Source organism: Paraburkholderia ginsengiterrae, from assembly GCF_001645125.1.
GTDB lineage: Bacteria > Pseudomonadota > Gammaproteobacteria > Burkholderiales > Burkholderiaceae > Paraburkholderia > Paraburkholderia ginsengiterrae.
On record NZ_LXKA01000335.1, the window covers coordinates 38,902 to 59,165 of the forward strand.

General features: G+C 58.3%; 14 protein-coding genes and 1 pseudogene. 9 read left to right on the forward strand and 6 right to left on the reverse strand.

What is annotated here, in order from left to right; translation table 11 throughout:
* The first annotated feature begins 7 nt into the window (after window positions 1–7).
* The 9 genes and pseudogenes from A6V37_RS26200 (at window position 8) to A6V37_RS26235 (ending at window position 8,510) form a co-directional block, all read left to right on the forward strand.
* Window positions 8–664 (forward strand): c-type cytochrome, encoded by a 657-nt coding sequence (locus A6V37_RS26200; protein ID WP_064269535.1) that lies wholly within the window; start codon window positions 8–10, stop codon window positions 662–664.
* A gap of 35 nt (window positions 665–699) precedes the next feature.
* Window positions 700–1,377 (forward strand): hypothetical protein, encoded by a 678-nt coding sequence (locus A6V37_RS26205; protein WP_064269536.1) that lies wholly within the window; start codon window positions 700–702, stop codon window positions 1,375–1,377.
* A 43-nt stretch (window positions 1,378–1,420) separates the two neighbouring features.
* The gene (locus A6V37_RS26210; RefSeq protein ID WP_242665850.1) at window positions 1,421–2,128 is read left to right on the forward strand and encodes a hypothetical protein; all 708 of its coding nucleotides are present in this window, start codon (window positions 1,421–1,423) and stop codon (window positions 2,126–2,128) included.
* A gap of 36 nt (window positions 2,129–2,164) precedes the next feature.
* Window positions 2,165–2,461, forward strand: coding sequence for an EthD family reductase (locus A6V37_RS26215; RefSeq protein ID WP_064269538.1), 297 nt, complete (start codon window positions 2,165–2,167; stop codon window positions 2,459–2,461).
* A 90-nt stretch (window positions 2,462–2,551) separates the two neighbouring features.
* The gene (locus A6V37_RS26220) at window positions 2,552–4,144 is read left to right on the forward strand and encodes a Re/Si-specific NAD(P)(+) transhydrogenase subunit alpha (RefSeq protein ID WP_064269539.1); all 1,593 of its coding nucleotides are present in this window, start codon (window positions 2,552–2,554) and stop codon (window positions 4,142–4,144) included.
* Between the two features lie 13 nt (window positions 4,145–4,157).
* Window positions 4,158–5,570 carry a Re/Si-specific NAD(P)(+) transhydrogenase subunit beta gene (pntB, locus tag A6V37_RS26225; RefSeq protein WP_064269540.1) on the forward strand — a complete coding sequence of 471 codons (1,413 nt, stop codon included), beginning with the start codon at window positions 4,158–4,160 and terminating at the stop codon, window positions 5,568–5,570.
* 102 nt (window positions 5,571–5,672) lie between these two features.
* Window positions 5,673–5,983: pseudogene (locus A6V37_RS39485) on the forward strand (high-potential iron-sulfur protein).
* 112 nt (window positions 5,984–6,095) lie between these two features.
* Window positions 6,096–7,664, forward strand: a complete 1,569-nt coding sequence (locus A6V37_RS26230) for a methyl-accepting chemotaxis protein (RefSeq protein WP_064269541.1) — start codon at window positions 6,096–6,098, stop codon at window positions 7,662–7,664.
* 576 nt (window positions 7,665–8,240) lie between these two features.
* The gene (locus A6V37_RS26235; RefSeq protein ID WP_064269542.1) at window positions 8,241–8,510 is read left to right on the forward strand and encodes a DUF1488 family protein; all 270 of its coding nucleotides are present in this window, start codon (window positions 8,241–8,243) and stop codon (window positions 8,508–8,510) included.
* A 1,917-nt stretch (window positions 8,511–10,427) separates the two neighbouring features.
* Here A6V37_RS26235 and A6V37_RS26240 read toward each other — a convergent pair.
* From A6V37_RS26240 to A6V37_RS26265, 6 genes are all read right to left on the reverse strand, one after another.
* The gene (locus A6V37_RS26240; protein ID WP_064269543.1) at window positions 10,428–10,721 is read right to left on the reverse strand and encodes a DCL family protein; all 294 of its coding nucleotides are present in this window, start codon (window positions 10,719–10,721) and stop codon (window positions 10,428–10,430) included.
* A gap of 26 nt (window positions 10,722–10,747) precedes the next feature.
* The gene (locus A6V37_RS26245; RefSeq protein ID WP_064286464.1) at window positions 10,748–13,348 is read right to left on the reverse strand and encodes a DEAD/DEAH box helicase; all 2,601 of its coding nucleotides are present in this window, start codon (window positions 13,346–13,348) and stop codon (window positions 10,748–10,750) included.
* A complete protein-coding gene (locus A6V37_RS26250; RefSeq protein WP_064269545.1) occupies window positions 13,348–14,295 on the reverse strand; it encodes a HamA C-terminal domain-containing protein in 948 nt (315 codons plus the stop codon). The genes A6V37_RS26245 and A6V37_RS26250 overlap by 1 nt, the downstream gene beginning before the upstream one ends.
* A gap of 218 nt (window positions 14,296–14,513) precedes the next feature.
* Window positions 14,514–16,943: an AAA family ATPase gene (locus A6V37_RS26255; RefSeq protein WP_064269546.1), complete on the reverse strand. Its 2,430-nt coding sequence runs from the start codon at window positions 16,941–16,943 to the stop codon at window positions 14,514–14,516.
* On the reverse strand, window positions 16,943–17,578 hold the full coding sequence (locus A6V37_RS26260) for a hypothetical protein (RefSeq protein WP_064269547.1): 636 nt from the start codon (window positions 17,576–17,578) through the stop codon (window positions 16,943–16,945). Before A6V37_RS26260 ends, A6V37_RS26255 begins: the two co-directional genes overlap by 1 nt.
* Window positions 17,575–19,332: an SIR2 family protein gene (locus A6V37_RS26265; RefSeq protein WP_165614456.1), complete on the reverse strand. Its 1,758-nt coding sequence runs from the start codon at window positions 19,330–19,332 to the stop codon at window positions 17,575–17,577. The genes A6V37_RS26260 and A6V37_RS26265 overlap by 4 nt, the downstream gene beginning before the upstream one ends.
* Between the last annotated feature and the right edge of the window lie 932 nt (window positions 19,333–20,264).

Here is a 20,264-nt window from a genome sequence, read left to right on the forward strand (position 1 = left end):
GGTAACGATGAAGAAAACACTATTGATTGGCATTCCTCTGGTTATTGCCCTGATACTGGCCATTTTCGGCTCCGATCTGCTGGGTCTTTACCGGCTGCAGCGCTATCTCACGGCATCGACCACGGCTTACCTGGCTGACGGCGGCCCCTGGCCGCATGTGACCGACGTCTGCATGGGCTGCCACGGCGTCAAGGGCAATTCACTCCATCAGGGGTATCCGAGTCTCGCCGGGCAGCCGGCACCCTATCTGGAGACCCAGCTCCACAATTTCGCGAGTGAGGCGCGCCGTAATCCGAACATGGGGCCCCTCGCGATGACGATGAGCGATCCGCAGATCAAATCGCTGGCTGAATATTTTGCCAGTGTGACCCCGGTCGCGAATCACTACTTCAAGCCGGATGCGCAATTGCGCGAAAGGGGACAGCGTCTGGTGGCCGCGAGCAACTGTGTCGCCTGTCACGGTGCCCAATTGACGGGCCACGACCAGTTTCCGCGTTTGGCGGGGCAGGGATACGACTATCTGCTCGCGCAGTTCGACGAGTTCGCATCCGGCACTCGCAGCGAACCCACAGGCGTCATGAAAAACCTTGCGACAGGTTTTTCGCCCGAAGACCGCAAGGCTATTGCCACCTATCTGGCAAGCCTTGACCCGAAGAAAGATTGACCAATCAGATGCAACCGGAAGTTGGGAGTTTAGTCATGGACCTCAGATCTGCAATTCTTATGCTCTCCAGTGCCTTGCTGGCATTAAGCTCATTTTTCTACGGCTGGAAGGTCGTCAGGAAACGAAATTATCTTCTCGGCCTGGAGATGTGGATCGTCGGCACATCGGCGACGAACGCCATTGGATTTTTTGCTACCGGAAATGCCGTTTCCTATGAAGTAGCGCACTTCTTCGATGCATTTTCTCGAGGATTCGGCATACCCATCATCGCCGTCGCGGGTCTGATGGCGATTACGCATGGCTACAAGCCGTCGATTCGCCAGGACGTCGCGGTATTCGTCGTCGCGTTTGCGCTTACGTTCGCTCTCGTGGGAGCGGAATTCATCGCTGGGGTTTTGCCTTACTACTATCTGACGATGTGGATTCTGCTGTCGATCTATCTTGTGTACTTCATCAAAAGACTTCTGGAAATTGGCGAGATGCTCCGTGCGCTGGCCGTGGGGGTGGCTCTGGTAACTTCACTGGGCATTGCGGTCATTTACGATTTTTACAAAATACCGGGCGAAGAAACAAACGTCTTTTTCAACTTCTACACGCTTGCCTTGTGCTCGTGGGCCTACTTCATGCCGGCGGTCTATTACGGCTATTGCGCTCTGGAGCGCGCCAAAAATGGCAGAGTCGTGCTGAACTCGCCCACGCCTTACCGAACCTGACCTTTCCCGGAGATCAATGATGAATCAAACCTCGCATAGGGTCATGCGCTTCACGGCCTGGAGCGCAATCATCGGCGGAATTCTGGCGTACGCGAATGTCGGCTTGTCATTCGTGGTGACGGGCCCGGATGCGGATATGGTGCTGCACGGTGCATCGATGCTGGCGTTGCCGCCGGATACCCGCGACGTGTTTCGCTGGTGCATGGTCGCAGACACATGTGGCTTCTATCTGCCCTTCCTGGTCATTGGCGGATACTTTGTGCACGTATTTCGCGAAGAGCTGGGTGCGCTCGGCAACATGGTGGCGATGGCCGTCGTGTTGTACGTCATGGTTGGCGTGACTGGTGCTGTCGTGCAGTTTGCGATCCTTCATCCGCTGGCCCATCTTTACGCGGGCGGCGACGATGCCACGAGAAACGCCGCGGCGGCAGTATGGACTGCGATAGCCAACGGGACACAAAACGGCCTCTGGTGGATTGAGGGCCCGCTCGTGCTCTTCTGGACGCCAATTGCCGCCAACGTGCTCAAGAAGGAGGGATGGAAGGGATCGATTCTGCTCAAGATCGTCGGCTGGGCTTTCGGGGTCTTCTTCCTGCTCGGCTTGTTTCCGGATCTCGACGCGTTTTCGAATGCCAGCGAGATGGTCATCGTACTGGTTCTGCCGCTATGGATGTTGTTGTTCGGCTGGCAGATGCTGCGCCGCGCGCGAGCGATGCCGGCCCGAATGCAAGGCGCTGGCGCATCCACCTAACGCAACTCTCAACTGCATCTCAACACGGGACTGAATATGACTACCCTGATCGTGAGTTACCCGAGCACAGAAGGCGGGACGTTTGACCGCGAGTACTACCTTTCGACTCATGCTCCACTTGTCCGCTCAGCATGGAGTGAGTTTGGTCTGCAATCAGCCGAGGTCCTGTTCCCATCGCCGGATCCGCAACCCTTCTCATGCGTAGCGATACTGCGATTCAGCGATCAGGACGGGATCAATATGGCCCTTTCGTCGGCAAAAACCGCTGAGGTCGTTGGCGACGTGAAGAACTTCACCAATATCACACCGACGATGTTCTGCGCGGACGACTGAGCGACTACGCGGCTGGCATGACTTCGCCATTGCCGTCAGGCCTGCAATCCTTGCGACATCCGATACCAGTATGACGAATCAACTTGCCCTATGACATTACTGATTGGCATTCCTCTGGAACTTGACACTGGAGAGCGGCGCGTAGCGACCGTACCCGAGGTGGTCGAGAAACTGATCAAGCTCGGGTTCATGGTAGCCGTGCAAAGCAGCGCAGGCGCCGCAGCGAACTTTGACGATGACGCCTACCGAGCGGCCGGTGCCGAGGTCATCGCATCGGCCTCCGAACTCTGGGCTTGCAGCGACATCGTCCTCAAGGTTCGCGCTCCGAGCAGCGACGAAGTCGCGTCGATGCGCGAGGGCGGCATGCTGATTGGCTTTGTCTGGCCTGCCCAGAACCCCGAGCTGATGCAGCAACTGGCCGCGAAACGGGCCACGGTATTGGCCATCGACTCGCTGCCGCGCACGCTCTCGCGCGCGCAGAAGATGGACGCGCTCACCTCGATGGCCGGCATCAGCGGCTATCGCGCGGTGATCGAGGCCGCGCATGCGTTCGGCCGCTTCCTGAACGGTCAGGTCACCGCCGCCGGCAAGGTCCCGCCTGCGAAGGTCTTCATCGCCGGCGCGGGCGTAGCGGGCCTGGCCGCGATCGGCACCGCGGCTAGTCTCGGCGCGATCGTGCGCGCCAACGACACGCGCGCCGAGGTGGCCGACCAGGTCAAGTCCCTGGGAGGCGAATTCGTCAAGGTGGACTACGACGAGGAAGGCTCGGGCGGCGGCGGCTACGCCAGGGTTATGAGCGAGGGCTTCCAGCAGGCGCAGCGGGCGATGTACGCGCAGCAGGCGAGAGACGCGGACATCATCATCACCACGGCGCTGATTCCCGGCAAGCCGGCTCCGAAGCTCATCACGTCCGAAATGGTGCGGACGATGAAGCCTGGCAGCGTCATCGTGGACATGGCGGCCGAGCAAGGCGGCAACTGCGAGCTGACCGTGCCCGGAGAAGCGGTGGTGCACCACGGCGTGACCATCGTCGGCTACACCGATCTTGCTTCGCGTCTGGCGCGGCAGTCGTCCACGTTGTATGGCAACAACCTGCTGCGCGTAGTCGAGGAACTGTGCAAGACCAAGGACGGCACGATCAACGTCGATTTTGATGACGACGCCATCCGCGGCCTCACGGTCATCAAGGAAGGCAGCATTACCTGGCCGCCGCCGCCGATCAGGCAGCCGGCCGTAGCACCCGCACCCCAGCCCGCCGCTGCTGCGGCGGCAGTCGCGCCGAAGAAGGGCCACGGCAGCGGCGAACCGATGTCGGCGAAGTCGCTGGCCATCGCCTTCGGCATCGGGGCGCTGGCCTTCCTGATGGTGGGGCTGTACGCGCCGGCCACGTTCCTCTCGCACTTCACGGTGTTCGTGCTGGCCTGCTTCGTCGGCTACATGGTGGTCTGGAACGTCACACCGTCGCTGCACACGCCGCTGATGAGCGTGACCAACGCGATCTCGTCAATCATCGTCATCGGTGCGTTGGTGCAGGTCGCGCCACCACTGGGCGAGCCCGGCATGGCAGACCGACCGTCGGGGCTGATCCTCGGCCTGGCGGTGGGCGCGCTGACGCTCACGGCCGTCAACATGTTCGGCGGCTTCGCAGTGACGCGGCGCATGCTGGCGATGTTCCGCAAATAAGGGGACGACAACAATGACTTCCAACCTGACTACCGTCTCCTATATCGGCGCGGCGATGCTCTTCATCCTTAGCCTTGGCGGCCTCGCTAATCCTGAGACCGCGCGCCGCGGCAATCTGCTCGGCATGGTCGGCATGACCGTTGCCGTGCTGGCCACCATACTCGGGCCGCGCGTTTCGTCTGGGGGCATTCCGTATATCGTCGGCGCGCTGGTCGTTGGCGGCGCCGTTGGGATTGTCGCTGCGAGAAGGGTGCAGATGACGCAGATGCCTGAGCTCGTGGCGCTGATGCACAGCCTGGTCGGCATGGCGGCCTGCTTAGTGGGCTTTGCAAGCTACGTCGACACCTCGGTCCACTTCACCGGGTCCGAGAAGGCCATCCACGAAGTCGAAATTTACATAGGCATTCTGATCGGTGCGGTGACATTCGCGGGCTCGATCATCGCGTTCGGCAAGCTCTCGGGCAAGGTCGGCGGCAAGCCGCTGTTGCTGCCGGCGCGGCACTGGCTCAACCTGGCAGCGCTGTTGGTGGTGATCGTGTCCGGCCGGGCATTCCTTCATGCGGGCAGCATCCAGGATGGCATGCCGCCGCTCCTCGTGATGACAGCGATCTCACTGCTGTTCGGCATGCACATGGTGATGGCGATCGGCGGTGCCGACATGCCCGTGGTGGTGTCGATGCTCAACAGCTACTCGGGCTGGGCGGCGGCGGCCACCGGCTTCATGCTCGGCAACGACCTGCTGATCGTGATCGGCGCGCTGGTGGGCTCGTCGGGCGCGATTCTCTCGTACATCATGTGCCGCGCGATGAACCGCAACTTCATTAACGTGATCGCCGGCGGATTCGGTACCGCCAGCGGCGCGCCGGCAGCGGGCGGCGGCGGCGCGCAGCCGGCCGGCGAGGTAGTGTCGGTGAACTCTGCCGAAACCGCCGAGCTGCTGCGCGACGCGAAGAGCGTGATCATCGTGCCCGGCTACGGCATGGCCGTGGCGCAGGCCCAGCACACGGTGTACGAACTCACCAGTGTGCTGCGCGAAAAGGGCGTAGACGTTCGCTTCGCGATTCACCCGGTGGCCGGCCGCATGCCGGGTCATATGAACGTACTGCTGGCCGAAGCGAAGGTGCCCTACAACATCGTGCTGGAGATGGACGAAATCAACGCCGATTTCGCCGAGGCGGACGTTTCGATGGTCATCGGCGCGAACGACATTGTGAACCCCGCGGCGCAGGAGGATCCGGCGAGCCCGATCGCCGGTATGCCGGTACTGGAGGTCTGGAAGGCGAAGACGTCGATCGTGATGAAGCGCAGCATGGCCTCCGGATATGCTGGCGTGGAAAACCCGCTCTTCTACAGGGACAACAACCGCATGTTGTTCGGCGATGCGAAGGCGATGTTGCGCGAGATCTTTGCAGCACTGAAAGCCTGAACACGGTGACGCGCTCGACAACTACGGTTCCTTCATAAGCCATTCGTATTTGATATTACTGTGCCTTACCGGCACGCCAATCCCACAAAAAGGATTACTTATATGAAAAAGTCCCGCCGTACTTTTATGATCACGACCGCCGGTGTGGCTTCGAGTCTGGCGCTCACGCGTCTTGCATTCGCCGATTCTCCGAAAGTGTCCGACACCGACGCTACGGCGCAGGCACTCGGCTACAAATCCGATGCAACCAAAGTTGACAAGGCGAATACGCGAAGTATGCCGTTGGCCAGGTTTGCGGCAACTGCACGTTCTATCAGGGCAAGCCAGGCGACGCGTTCGCGCCTTGCCCGATGTTCGGGGGAAAGCAGGTCGCAGGCAAGGGCTGGTGCAGCGCGTATAACAAGAAAGCCTGAAGCAATGGCGCGTGTCGACGATCTCTGAAGCATCAGTGGGTGACCGGTGGTAGCAAGCGGCCAGCCGATAAGACATTATATTTCGTCATCCAAATATAAGAGGGCTGGCTGTATGGGAGCTTTTGCGGGGACGATCCGGTTCAAGGTCATGCTGACGCTTGGTGTCTGCGTCGCGCTGATGGTGGCGATCGGCATGATGGGCCTTCGCGGTCTGGCGAGGCTCAGCACCGATATGGGCAGCATGTACTCGGCGAGTACCGTGCCGATCGAGGATCTCGCCTCGATGCAGGCGGCGGCGCTCAAGATCCGTCTGCAGATGCGCTACATCCAGGCGCTGCATGAACAGGACAAGGCCGAGGAACTCGTGGCCGATATCGGCAAAGAGCAAAAGAAGCTCGATGCGGCCTGGCACGACTACTATCCCGCGAAGATCGCGACGGCGGATGAGCGCCGATTGGCCGACCGGGTAGTGATGGTATTGGCCGCCTTCCGGACGCAATCGGACGATATCGTCGCGGTGCTTCGTTCCGGCAATCAGGACATGGCGGCCTATTCGATTGACGAGCTGACGGAAACCGGCGATGCATTGTCCGACGCAATCGGCCGCGACGTTGCACTGAGCGCCATGCAGGCGCGGCAATTGGCGGAGGGCGGCAACGCGACGTTCGATGCGTTGCGATGGACCGTGCTAGGTGCAATCGGACTTGGCATTGTCGTAGCCACGGCTGCTTCGGCCTGGCTGCTTTGGGCGATTACGACGCCGCTTAAGGCTGCGCTCGACGTTGCACGGCAAATCGCCGAAGGCCGTTTGGGCAACGCCGAGGGCATGAGCCTGCATGGAGAGTTCGCCCAGTTGCTCGATGCGCTGCAAACGATGGACCGGCACCTCGCAGGGACGGTGCATACGATCAAGGGATCGAGTGATGCGATCCAGTACGCATCGATCCAGATAGCCGAAGGCAGCGCGGATTTGTCCTCCGGCGCAAGGCGACAGGCCGAGTCGCTCGAAGAGACTGCGGCGAGCCTGAGCGAGCTGATCCTGTCGGTTCAACGCAATGCGGATCACGTTCGCCAGGCCGCGGAGTTTGCCAATGCGACGTCGCTCGCGGCCGATACGAGCGTGGCGGCCGTCGAGCAGATGCGCGGCACGATGGGCGTAATTTCCGCCAGCTCGGCGAAAATCGTGGAAATCACAGCCCTGATCGAGGGGATAGCGTTTCAGACCAATATCCTCGCGCTGAATGCCGCCGTCGAGGCCGCGCGTGCTGGCGAGCACGGCCGCGGGTTTGCCGTCGTCGCCGGAGAGGTGCGCTGCCTCGCACAGCGGGCGGCCAGCGCGGCGAAGGAAATCAAGGTGCTGGTGCGCGACTCGGTGGAGTCCATTTCGGGTGGCTCCGCACATGCCGACCGGGTGGCGCATGCCATGGGGGACGTGCGGCTTGCGATCCAGCGCGTGGTCGAAATCAACGACAGCATCTTCGAAAATTCGGAAACGCAGCGCAGCGGGATCGGGCAGGTCAACGAGGCGGTGAGCCGCATGGATCAGGTGATCCGCCACAATGCCGCCGTCGTCGAGCAGGCAGCGCAAGCGGCGTTCTCGCTGGGGGAGCAGGTCGTCGCCCAGCGGCACGCGATTGCGGTCTTCGAGGTCCATTCTCCGGCAAGCGCGACAACGAACTGAGTGGCGACGGTCACCGTTGGACCGCCGGAACACAGAATAGATACGGGGAGAAGACTTAGACATGCTAGGCATGTATCCGACGTTTATCGGTTCCATCACGGGACCCGGCAACTGGTACTCGATCGCCGTGGGCCAGTCCACGCGGCGTGAGCGGCCTGATCCATAACTTCGTCCGGGTCTGGGCCGGCGAGTGGGTGTGCTTCACCGTGAAAGTCGAATGGCTCGCGCGCCTGCCGGTCTTGATATAGATACCTGACTCACGCCTCGATTTGACATAATTAAAGTGATCACTTTTCGTGAAAGTTTTAGTTCAAATCGTGCGCTGTTTTTTGCAGCCCACTTGTCTATTGTCGGTTTCAAGCGCCCATGCCGGGGAACAAAAACCCGCTTGGCAACCTGGGTCCAGGGCGATGAAGATCCAGGTAATGCGTTACGTTGATAAGCAACCACGAGCGGCGGCGGCGTGCCGGACCGTTACTTCATTGGTGATCGACGGGCTTGTGACTTCTGGTAAATTTATCGCTACGCGGCGCAGTACAAATACAAAGACCGCGAACGATATAGTCGAGGTGTGTCATGGAAGTTCTTGATCGCGCGCCCGCCGTCTCGCCGGACGGACGCGCCGTGGTTTTCATGCTGTCGGCCCGCGGCCGCGACGTCGAAGGGGCGGTCGCGCGTGCCGCGCTCGAAGAACACTTCTGGCTGCCGCCCGACGCCGACGCGGCACGCACACTCAAGACATTTGAAAACGGCCGCAACCGCATCGTCGCGGTCGCACAAAGAAAGTTGCTTGCGCGGCCGGACGCGCCGCTGCGGCTGACCGTCGACGACTTCCTGACCCGGTAACTGACCGTTGGCTGACGCTGACCGTCGTGTGGACGTGCGTCTGATAAACACATAAAAACGCACGACCGTTCAAATGTTGCTAATTTCTTTTATGTCAAATCGTTAGCTTACCTAAGTATATTGCTCTAAGGCTGGTCTGCATGAACTTTTTCCGGTAATGTCGGGCTCGGCGAAGCGCCGATATTAGCGAGAGAACAGGTCCTCCACTGCGTATTGTTCACAAAACTGTTCCGCCGACACGGAACGCAAACGATTTCATAACCCGATCGGCGACAGCTCCGTACGCTGCCGTGACCATCGAGCTTGGCGTTCGATGCTGGGGACAAACTTACGCCTTGAAAAGGGCCGGTTCTTTGCATGCGGACGAGTCCTTCTCGGGGCCTAGTAGGCGGCCGGCCTTTCTGAGATAAGTAAGCCAGATTGCCGCGCCGCGTAGTCTGGAAAGCCGGATTTGACGTTGCAGCGTACGTAATTGCGTCAGACCGTTAGTTGCATTTCAATCTCGTAAGACCCTTCCGAACGGTGAGCTTTTGCGGGATTCTGAAACCTCGGCAAAGCGAGTGGGTCGTCAGTCTTTGTTTTCGACAACCAATCGAGTTTTCCGACCGGGCTCCGTTGCGCCTACACGGTCACGCGGAGGGCTAAACTCGATGTTGATCACTCGCACGTGCCCCCCCTGAATCTGGGCCAAAAGCTGATAGCCCAAGCCCAAGCACACGAGTCGCCGTCTCGGAAAAACTTGGCTGGCCTGTCGATGCGGCGGACGGCTTAGATGCAGATAGCGCTGGCGCGCCGATTTGGCTGCATCTCAGCGGCACATTGGTCCTTGGCCCATACCGAATTGACGCGCAGCGTGTACGATATAAGCGATTGACCATGAGTTTCGGGAGGCGACATGAACGCGAACGCGGTGTGTCAGTTGCACGGACCAACGACCATAATCCGCACGAATTCATACGGGTTTCCGGTCTATGCGTGCTGCTGCAACGACGTGACTTCCGTGACGCCTCCGGATGCGTGCACGAGGGCGCCGACGCAACACGGACATGACCCGCAGCCCGAACAATCGAAGACGAGCAAAGAATGACACTGACGATCAAGCCTGCTCCCTGCGTGGCGACGGCAGTCCGCGGTCTGTTGGCCGGTCGCAGCGCAAGGTTGAATCGATTTTTCAGCTTGACGTAACCGGGCGATGCCTGCCGATATCGCTGAATAGAGTCGTTGATTCTAGTCTACCAGCGCTGCATTCAGCGCCACTACCAGCTCTTCAGTGTTCGTTGTCACTCTCAAAACCTCGCAAATGCTCGCCAGCCGCGTTGATGCGACGTGCTCAGGACTGTCCTAATGGCCCGGCCGCTCGAGCGCGTCAAATACGCCAACATAGCTGATCCACCCTGAACCGCCCTTCAAGCACGCATAACGTCAACGGCAGCTCTTTTGGGCACCGGGTATGACAAATCGTCGGCCTTTGCAGACGCTCAGAAGTCGACGATGACGAGGCTGCTCTACGCCTCGTTTCCGACATTCACGTATCGGCGCTGGTTAATGTGGCGCCACCATCGGGCCACCGCGCGCTTCGACTCAACTGACCAGCGGGATTGTTGGACGCAATCTGGCTCACTGGCAACGGGTAGTCACGAGATTGCCGATCGCTACACTCGTGCCATAAGGCGGCGCTCTCGCCGGCACTGTGGCGGGCACGCGACCGTCATCGGATAGACCGCGTTGCGAGAATCCATCGCACTGACGCTTCCCTAGCTGAGCATCGTCGCGAGGTCTTGCTGAATCGCATCGGCTTTCTGCGGCTGTTCCGCCCTTACGATGAAATCGCCGAGTCCGAAGCCGAGGGAACTTCTTCGAGTGGATTTTTCGGCGACAGTAAGCGAATTCTTCTACGCCTGACATGCCAGCACTAACTCAGCCTCCATAAATGCTTGAGATCGAAAATTTTTCCGTGCTCCCGTCGGTTCGATTCACCCAAAAACATTTACTACCAAAATCTGCGCTACGGACGCTGAAATTGGCAATGCCGCTCCCAATCTTCTCGACGGCGTTGGGGTGGCGTTCTACCACGGCTCGCAGAATGACCGAGTCTGCTGCACTAACACGGTCACCCACGTCATAGCGATTGAGCATCGCCTTCAAAAACGCGGCGGCGTCCCCCTTCTTCGCAAAGGACATCGGACCAAGTGTTATGGGCTTCGCTGGCATGCATTCCTCAAATATCGAGAGAATCGTTATTTAGCGGCCTCGTCAGGCAGCTTGAGACGTTCTCGTACCTCGCGCACGATGATCGCCGGGATGTCCATATCTCGCAGCCGATTTGCCCGCTCGACGATCCACGCCGTGCAGCCGTCTGTACTGAGGTCATCGCGCGCAATCTTCTCATATAAAGCCACTGCGCTCATCCGGGAAAGGCCGAGCTCCATGAGCGAAAGGAGAGTTTTCGAGGAAACGCCGAATTCAAGCTGGGTTCCGATATCTAATTCATTTTCAATCAGATCTTCGCGGTTGATCTGCCGAAGATGCACATGTAGCACATCCATGTAAGCCGAAAGGTATTTCGGCGCTTTAAATCGCGCGATCTGCTCCACAAGTTCCATCGTCCCGCGAATCAATTCAGGCAGTTTGAATGGGCGATTGTTTTCACGATGCCATTCTATGCTGTCCTGAATCGTTCTGGCGAGAGAGTAACCGCTTAGCCACTTCACAACGATCAGCGCGTAAAGCCGTAAGCGTGACTCCGGTACAAAAGCGGGGAATAGCTGCTCATTGATCCGGTTCATGATAGTGATGAACCGGTCGTAGCTGTCATTGCTTGCCACTTCTGCCGGTAGCAAGTTTTCGACATCACCAGCATATGCACGAAAAAAATCAAGCAGCCGTTGAAGGCCGATTGCGCTCACGCCAGGATGCCGTGCGGCTAGTGCCACATCGATTTCGATCTCTGGGGTTAAGGCACCAAGTGCATCGTCAAGCTTCTTGATCGTTATGTCATTGTGGCGCTTCGCGAGACTAGCAACTGACACCGACCCGAGGCGCATGTAAGTAGTCAATAGATAGGCGCCGACCCGCTCAAACTGATCGGCATCGCTCATGCTAGTCAAATCGGATGAACCGCGTCTCTTCAGATAATCGGCCATACCGTCTCCGAGCTCCAGCACGGCGTCGGTTTCGCGCTTAATCGGATACCGCGCACGATTGGGCACGCCTTGAGGCCACGCCTGCGGGTCCTCAGGATCTATACAGACGATGTTTCCTTGGAACTCATCTCCCCATCGACCCGCGCGACCTGCCAAGTTCCAGAAATCGTGAGGCTCCATCGGATGACCCTTGCCCTTTCGCGGCCCACGAACCACGATTGTGCGGCATGACAAGTTCACCCCCTCAATCAGGGTCGAGGTGCACACGAGGAAACGGATCTTTCCGGACCGAAAGAGTCGCTCAATTTCCATTCGGAGTAACGACGGCATGTTTCCGTAATGAAACGCGACCCCTTGCTCAACGAGCGGAGCCAGTCGGAACTCATGATGCACCCCCTTTCGTGCAAGCTCAGAGAGATGTGTGAGTTCTGGATCGACCGGCGCGGATGCAGGCAAAAGCTGACTGATCAGATCAGCGACTTCCTCTGCCTCGCCCGCGCCATTTGTGTATACGAGCGTGCCACCTCGTTCCCCAATAGCTGCGGCGATGAAAGCGAGTCGCTTCTTTATGCCATCCGGCTTGCTAGGGAGTTGGAGAGTCCCGATCGAAAGCGAGGAGTCCGGCTGTCGAAGACTAAGCTTCCACAATTTAGATTTTCGCGGCACTTGCACCGCGACCAACAAGTTCTGAAGCACCGTCGAAGAGTCGCTGTCGACGGTTACAGTATCGACACCTTCTGGTGCATCCGTGAGAAGCTCCCCTGGGTTTTGCGTCGCAGGGCTGATGAAGACCGCCTTCAGCTTTATGTTGCATCGGGTGACGCGTTCGACGGCGTCTTGGAGGACCACGCCGCGCTGACTATCCCCAATCTTGTGTGCTTCATCCACTACTAGTAAGTCGACAATAAACTCCTCATTGAGCACGTTGGTGAGAAGGTGAAGGCGCTCTTGCGTGAATACAAGAATTACACGGGTATTTCCTGCGCGAGCGGCTTTATATTTTCCTGCCAACGGCAGTGATGACACTACGACGCCCTCGACACCAGCAAGCAATTCGTTCAAGCTCGTCTCGATCTCGGAGACCAATGCACGGGTCGGGGCGAGATAGACGACGACTCGGGTATCACCTGCGATCGCTTGGTCGATAAGCCATTGGAGCACTAGAAATGTCTTGCCGGAGGCCGTCGGTGCAGACGCCGAGAGCCAGCTTTTGCCTTTCGCATAGTTCCAAAAGCGTTGTTGGAAGTCGTTTACCTGCAACCACGCGCCACTAGACTCGACTAGGACCGATCGATCCATTTGCCGCCGATCCGACTCTATGCGGAGCGCGATGCCGAGCCGCTCATCTAGCCCGGACGCCAAGAGCTCTCGTTTGATCGCTAGCGTAATGGCTCGAAAATTAGAAAGCTTCCCTAGAAGAACGGCGCCAGTGTCTTTTATTGCTTGATCGTCTGTGAGCGAAACGGCAGCGGTCGCGATCCGAAGAGCAGCCTCCTGATCGAGCCTCTGTTCAGAACGAGCCAGAATACTGCCGGCGAAAAGCAATCGAGGCCAGTCAATTGCGGTGACGTCCTCATTGGCGTCGTCAAGAACCAAATTGTCTAGTTCGCCACGCACCGTGAGGCGCGTGATGGTGTCAAGATCGGGTCGTACACCTTCTTTCAAAAGCCATGAATTAAGGTCAGCCAGGCTCATTATTCTGTGATCCCCATCGTTTTCAGGAACGCTTCCCGAAATCCATCGGCTGATGGCAAAGGGACGCAGAAAATCTCGATTTCGACCTGATCGAGCTTCTCGATCTTCAAGCGCTTCCCAATGTTTTTCCGCCAGCCAGCCAGCGCTGCGCGAGACGCGTTGACAATCTCATCCGCGACTGCACTCACGCCCTCCTTCGGATAAAACGGAGCGTCAAATCCAACCAGAGCCACGCCGCAATACTTAACCCGCTTCGACATCGGTGATGACTTATCAAAATACTTGCGCAGCGCATTCGTAATATCAGGATTGCTGAGGTCAGCCTTGTCGCTCAGAAGTAGTAGATCGCGCTCGCGTTCCGCGTCCTCATGTTCAGGCTCAATTAAAAATGGGGCAAGGGAGCTCAAACAGTCACGGATCGCCGCGGCCGCCTCATCATAAACTTTCGATTCACCCCAAAAAAGCTTCAGCGTACCTTCTGGCGTCACACCCGCATATACGCCGTCCGCGCCCTGATAATGCATACGTGTGTCGGTCTTCAGATCCATCTTGCAAAGAATCTGGGGTAGTTTCAAGAATCGTTCGGCCAACAAAAACAACAACATCTCGCCACCCTCTCCGGTTTTCGCCAGATCTGTGAATGAACGCTTCGCACGTTCAACCAGCTCCGTGACAGCCTCGGTACTGTTGTACTTTTGATCCCGCGCCTTTGCTTGGGCGAGCTTTGAACGAGGTATCGCGTAGTCCACTACAGCGTTGCGCATGAATTCCGCAAGCCTGCGTGGTTGAACTCGGCCGTTCGCATCGACCGATAGACAATGGCAATGGATCTTGACCAGATGTCCGTCAATGGTCACATCTCGTTCCACGAGCGAGAGATGAATATCGAGTGTCTCCGGATCGCCAGTTAATGCGTTCTCAAGATCGAGAGCGGTGATATTAGCCAAGCGAGCTCCATTTCATTTTAATCACTGCGACAAACGGTTCGGTTCGCCGCCCTCTACGCTCAAGCGAGAAGTTGGTGTCCTTCAGTAGGGGAACTGCCCCCTCGCGGTCTTGCACGCCGTCACATCTGTGTCATCGATCCAATTTGCTGCCAGCTCGCATGCGGTAGCTGAGGCGACGTCATTACTCTTGAAAGTGACATCGTCGCTACCGGACCGCATCATGCGGCGGCAAGAACAGCCGTTTCTTGCCTGAACGAGAACCGTGTCGAGATACAAACACTGTCCCTGCGTGGACCTCGAGACAACTCAAGCGTGAGCAGACTGTCTTCTGGGAAGGCCGGGCTAAGCTCAAGTTTCAAATACTCGAACAGCTGGCGATCATGGACTGCAATCATGACCTGGCGGCCGTGTTCCTTCGATAGAGTCCTTAACAACGCCGCGAACTGGGCGATGTGAACGTCATCCATCGACTGCACGGGATCATCCAGAATTAGCCAAGGTAGTTCCCGTGGCACCGATAAGTGCAGTGCGATGAACAGGGTGAGTGCCGCAGTATTCAGATTTCCGGCGCTCAGCATCGCCCCTGGCGTTCCGCCGGCATCCCCACCGTCCCGATGCTCCGTTATGAGTTTGGGCTGGAGCCTCTGCGTAGACGATTCCGGGATCCGAAATGCGGGCACGAAAGGCTCAGCCGGTGCCAAACGCACGAACAGGTCTCGCCACACCCGGTTGAGCCGGTCGTTGAATTCACGCCGGATGATGGCAGACCGAACCTTGTCAACAGCGGCTCTGATCACATTACCCTGTTCACGAAGAGTCTGCGCCCTTGCGAGGGCATGCTCGGCGTGCTGCTTCGCCTTAGAGTCAGCTGCGATTCCCTGTTCCAGGTCCTTACGGCGTACGACTGCCGAACGAACGGCAGCGATATGGTCCGCGCCCCTACGCCGAAGTGAAAGCCGTTCCTCGAGACGCGCTGCCTCGGACGAGAGAAGCGTCGTCAGCCGCGCAGCGGCCGCCTCGAAGGACTCACCGTCCTCAAGTGCAGGAGCGGCAATTGAAAGTGCGAACTCGCTCAATGTGTCGCGCGCGGCCGCTAGCGACACGTGGTGTGCCTGCGCCGCGCTCACTGCGCGCCGCGCAGAAACGTCCGCTGCACGCAATCGACCGCCTTCGCGGAGTGCGTCAATATTTCTCCCGAGTTCATCGTTCAGTGTTCCAACAGCGGCGAGTCGTCGGTCGAGTTCCGCCAGTGCTTGCTCGTCGAGCCTGCGCGCAGCAATCGCTTCAATTTCCCGGTTTAGCCGCTCGACCGTAATCTGCGCTTCGCTACGGGTGCGACCAAGGATAAGCAACCGCTCTGCCGATGACGACAATGTCCGAACCTTGTCGTGGACGTGAGCACTGAGCGGAATATTGCTCACTTCGCTAAAGTTTCGATCGCAGACCGGACAAGTCTCGTCCAAGATAAAGGCTGTCAGTTCAGCCAGTGCCGAGCCCAGACTACCCGCATTGCTCGACAGACGGGCGACTTCTTCGTCGATTGTGCTGCGCTGGCGCAGCGCGACATTACGCTCATCCTGAGCTACTGCGTGCCGGGAAATGTCGGCCCGCGCCTGCAGTGTGCGCTCCGAAAGCAACTTCTGCTCAGCACCAAGGCGGACAATCGCCGCTTCTGCGAACTGTTCGGGCTCGCTGGGAAGTGAAACATCGGGTAGCAGCGCTTCGACGCGCTCACGAAGTGTGCTAACCCGCTCTCCATATTCAGACTCCCACTTTTCAAAAGCCCTTCTGGATTCGTCTGCGCCTGTTGGCGTTGCAGCCTGGGACTTGATCGCACTTTGCGCGGCATCGATTTCACGTTGAATTGAGGCCAGTCTTCGCTGCTGATCTGTCAGCCGAGCAAACGCTTCCGCGTCCTTGCCATCGGCAAAGGCCGAGGAGACCTCACTCAGCGCCTCCTCCGTCAATGTTGTGGAAATGCCCAGTGCCGTACAAAGCGTCGAAAGATCGCCGAACGCAACCCGAATTTGCTCATTCAGTCCGTCACACGTCTTCCGCTTATCTGATAGCAGCTGATCAAGGCGCGACCTTTCATTTTCTGCCGCTTGCCAACCATCCACATTCTTGCGAACGTTGCGCACATCCGCCAGCGGCTTCAGTCCAGCTTCAAGTGCGTCGAGCTGATCGAGCCCGAGCAGGTTGGCCACGAACTGCGCTAACGGTGATGCTGCGTCGTTGCCTGCATCCTGATAGATCTGCAGTAACTGACCAAGTAGAGACTGTGGCAAAAACGCGCGTTCCCGAAAGAAGGAGGCTCGTTGATTGTCGAATGCGGTGATCGATTGTGCACCGGCGGCGTTCAATACAGCCTCGAAGCTGTACTCCGAGGTTTCCCCGCGCGTGCGCAGCAGGACGCTACCCTCCGTCGCTGAACGATGAAGCAGTTGCTTGCCGTAACCTGGGTCGGCGCGTTCTAGCGACTGGACCCGCCCGGTTAATGCCAACTCGACCGCAGATAGCAAGCTTGTCTTACCTGCACCGTTCTCGCCATGGACCAGCACGACCTTGGCATCGAGCGGCGCATGTATCTGCCCACGAATGCTGCGAAAATTGTTGATGTCCAGGCCCTTGAGCAGAAGATCACTCATCACTGTTGTTCCTCGCCAGATTCGGACTTGAACGCGCCATTGATCATCTGAGCCGCAGCATCCGTCACGGCATTCTCACCGGCCGTTGATGCGACGATCACCGCATCGACAAGAGCCTTGTCTGTCCCGTCCGGAAGCGCGCGAACGAGCTGTTCCATCGATGGGCCGCCACCTTCCTGCACTCCTGTGAGTGGAGCAGGAAGCGTCAATGGCAAAAGTACGCGAATACGATCGTCAAGCTGATGTTTCGCCGCCTCGTTCGCTAGCTTGCCATTATCGTCGAGCGATGCACTGTCAACCTGCAATACGCGACAGGTCTCAGACAACGCTTCAACACCTTCGGCTAGCACGGCGCCTGCGAGGATAACCGTTACCACGTAGCGTGAGCGCGCAATATCGAGCGCGCGGCTCAACGCTTCCACCCGGTGTCGGACGCGCGTACCGTCCCGATCACCAAAGTCTCCCGTCGTGGTGTCGACTAGGAGCACCAGATCGAGCGCTCTGCCGCCTCGCCCACGCATTGCGCCGGTAAATGAGAACTCCACACCCGCAACCTTCAAGGGCGTAACCAGATCACTGTAGCCCCCATGGCGGAGCCGTTCCTGGACGGCTTGTACGAGTGGCGAGCCGTTCACAGCATCATCTCCGTGAAAAATTCCTGCTGCAGCGTCGCGGCATCACCGCAGCGAGCCAGTAACGCACCGAGACTAACATGAGTCTCGCCGACCCGCCCTGTCCGTCCGGGCGGCGTGCTTACGCGGCGCGCGCTTGCGCCGCTTCCCGCCATCTGATGCCAGACATCATCCGCGTGAAGGACGACCGTAGTGTCGTTGGCGAAAGCGCCTCTGCTCTGGAGCGCAATCGCTTCCGAAGCCGACCTTACGACGAAGAGTTGGCGATCAACTGCGTCCGGACGAAGCGCGCGAGCCGTGATCACGCCGGACGTCAATGCGTCAGACACCGGTTGACTCAACTGCCAGAGGCCAGATGTACGGCCACACTGGAGCAGCGACAACGCAACTCCCAGGCGTCCCAGCCCCATGGCAACGGCATTCTGGTCGGCCGTCAGAAGATTGAGCGTCGAATTGCTCAGCGTCTCGTAGCCGTGTGGATCGGCAGGTGGCGTACCACCGCGGAATAGTGAGAGCATGCGCGACCACAGCGCGATGCCATGATTGACGAACGCGGTCCGATTTGCCCCTCCGGGAGAGGGGACCGCGAGGTCAGAAATGTCGTCTCGCAATGCTTTTAGCGAAAGCTCAAGCGTGTCCGCAATTGCTTCCTTTCCCAAGCCAGTTAGGGCAAGCCTCATCAATCGGTTGAGCTTGTCGCCGAGAAGGCGCAGCACAAGTGCGATCAGCACTTTCTCGCCCCAGGCGCGCAGCAACGTGGCCGCGTGAACAACGCCGGGATCCTTGTTGTATGCCTCGCCGTAGGCGACGCGCAGTACGTCACGCTGCCCTTGCTGAATAGTGTCCTCGCAGAAAATATGCGCCGGGGCTGCAGGCGCACACGGCCATGGCCAAGCATGCGCCGCTTTTGCCCGCGCAAAGAGTGTCTGAAGATTGTTGTCCTGGATCGATAGGCCAAGTACCAGCGTCTTGCGGGCAGTCGCCACTCCGACAACCGCGTTGCGCATCGCCGCGAATTCAGCATTCTCTGGCCAGTCTATGATCTGGGTATGACTCCCGGTCAGAAAACGCCGAAAAATCAATGGCTCGCGCGAAGCGTGCACGATGCAACCATGAAACTTCAGTAGTTGCGCCCGGCCTGCAGGACCTCGCAGTTGATCCGGGTCGACGACGACCTGCACGACTCCTTGCACACCACTGCTCAACCGGTCAACGGCCGCTTCAATGAAACCGTCCCAATTTGCTGACGCAATCTCTTTTACCGCACCCTCGAGGATCAGCATTGCGATGCACAGATGTTCTGCCGCAGGTGGCGCGGGATGCGCAAAAGCCTGTCTGATATCAATCGCCTCCCACAGAACAAAGTCGGCGTCCGTTCCTGCGATGCGGATGTCCAGCACCCGGGAATATTTGTTCCATAAACGATCAATGATCGCGCGCCGCTCCGGCCATGCTGATAGCGGCTCTGGGTACCAGACTTCAACGCGCGCGGGTTCGACCTCTGCAAGCCGAAGTGCTTCCTCAAGCGCCGGCAGATAGGCAGCGCTAGTTGCGGGGTCGATTGCTCTCTGGCGGAGGTAGTTGAATGCCCGCTCGATGAGATCACCGAGATTGGGAGCCTGGCGTGAAATTCCGGAACCAACCCAGAGGGCAAACTCGCCGTTTTCGACTGCGTCTGCGACCGAAGTGAATTCAGCCTCGAATTTCTCGAGCACCTGCCGCACTGTGATTTCGTTAGCTGTTGGAGATGCAGCCATGCCCATTCTTCCCCGGTTGCGATGCCAGTCGGACCGCCGCTTCAGTCGGCAATGTAGTATGTTCCCCGCGAGGATATTTTACCAAGGCAGCGTGCTTGGCGGGCTTTCTGTTGTCGACCTTCGCGCTGCTGACGAACAATACGGAAAAGAGCTGCCCCCTCATGCATTACGCATGGACACCCGATCGAAGCATCCGTTTTGCGGAGTGGGAAGACGTCGACTCAGTTCTGCTCCAAGCGGAGAAAGCATGAATCAGGACCATTGAACGAAAAGCTATAAATTCACTAAGGAGCGCCGTTTCGCGTCGATGTTGCTTCGCAAAGTAGATATAACGCTGTCGGGATGCCGCGATCACATCCTAGGAATCGATGACCCGAGTTGAGGAGACAGATACTCGGGCAGCGTATTTGAAAAAACCATGTGCACCCCGTTCGATGGCCGCGCGTTTATGGGCTGCACGTTGCCTCAGTTATATCTGAAGTAACGCCTGTGGAAATGTCGCAAGGCCTCAGCCATGTCGTGAGCAGTGGTGCTGGAAAAAGACCATGATGAGCTTCATGTCTTGGAACTGAGGGCGAACAACCGTTCACGCCGATCGACTACCGACAGCCTTGGTTTTTCCGGCGACGGCGGGCCTCGAAAGTGGAAGTTGAGATTCTCTTGACTCAAAGAACGATAAGGTACGCAAATACGCGCTCGTCAAGGCACATAGCGGCCCCTTCGTCTTGGCTCCCATCAAGCGGCCGGTCTGTATTAAATAGCAGTCTTATACACGCGCTCAAGCCAGCGTCCGCTTGGGCCGAGGGGACTGATATGACTTTCCGTGTCAATCGCGATCGGTTCTCGGTTTTGGTGCATCTGAATTTCCTGAGGGCGACGTAGCAGTACGTCTCGACGGTGGGTCACACTGATATCCGCGGGTTGGTTACCGC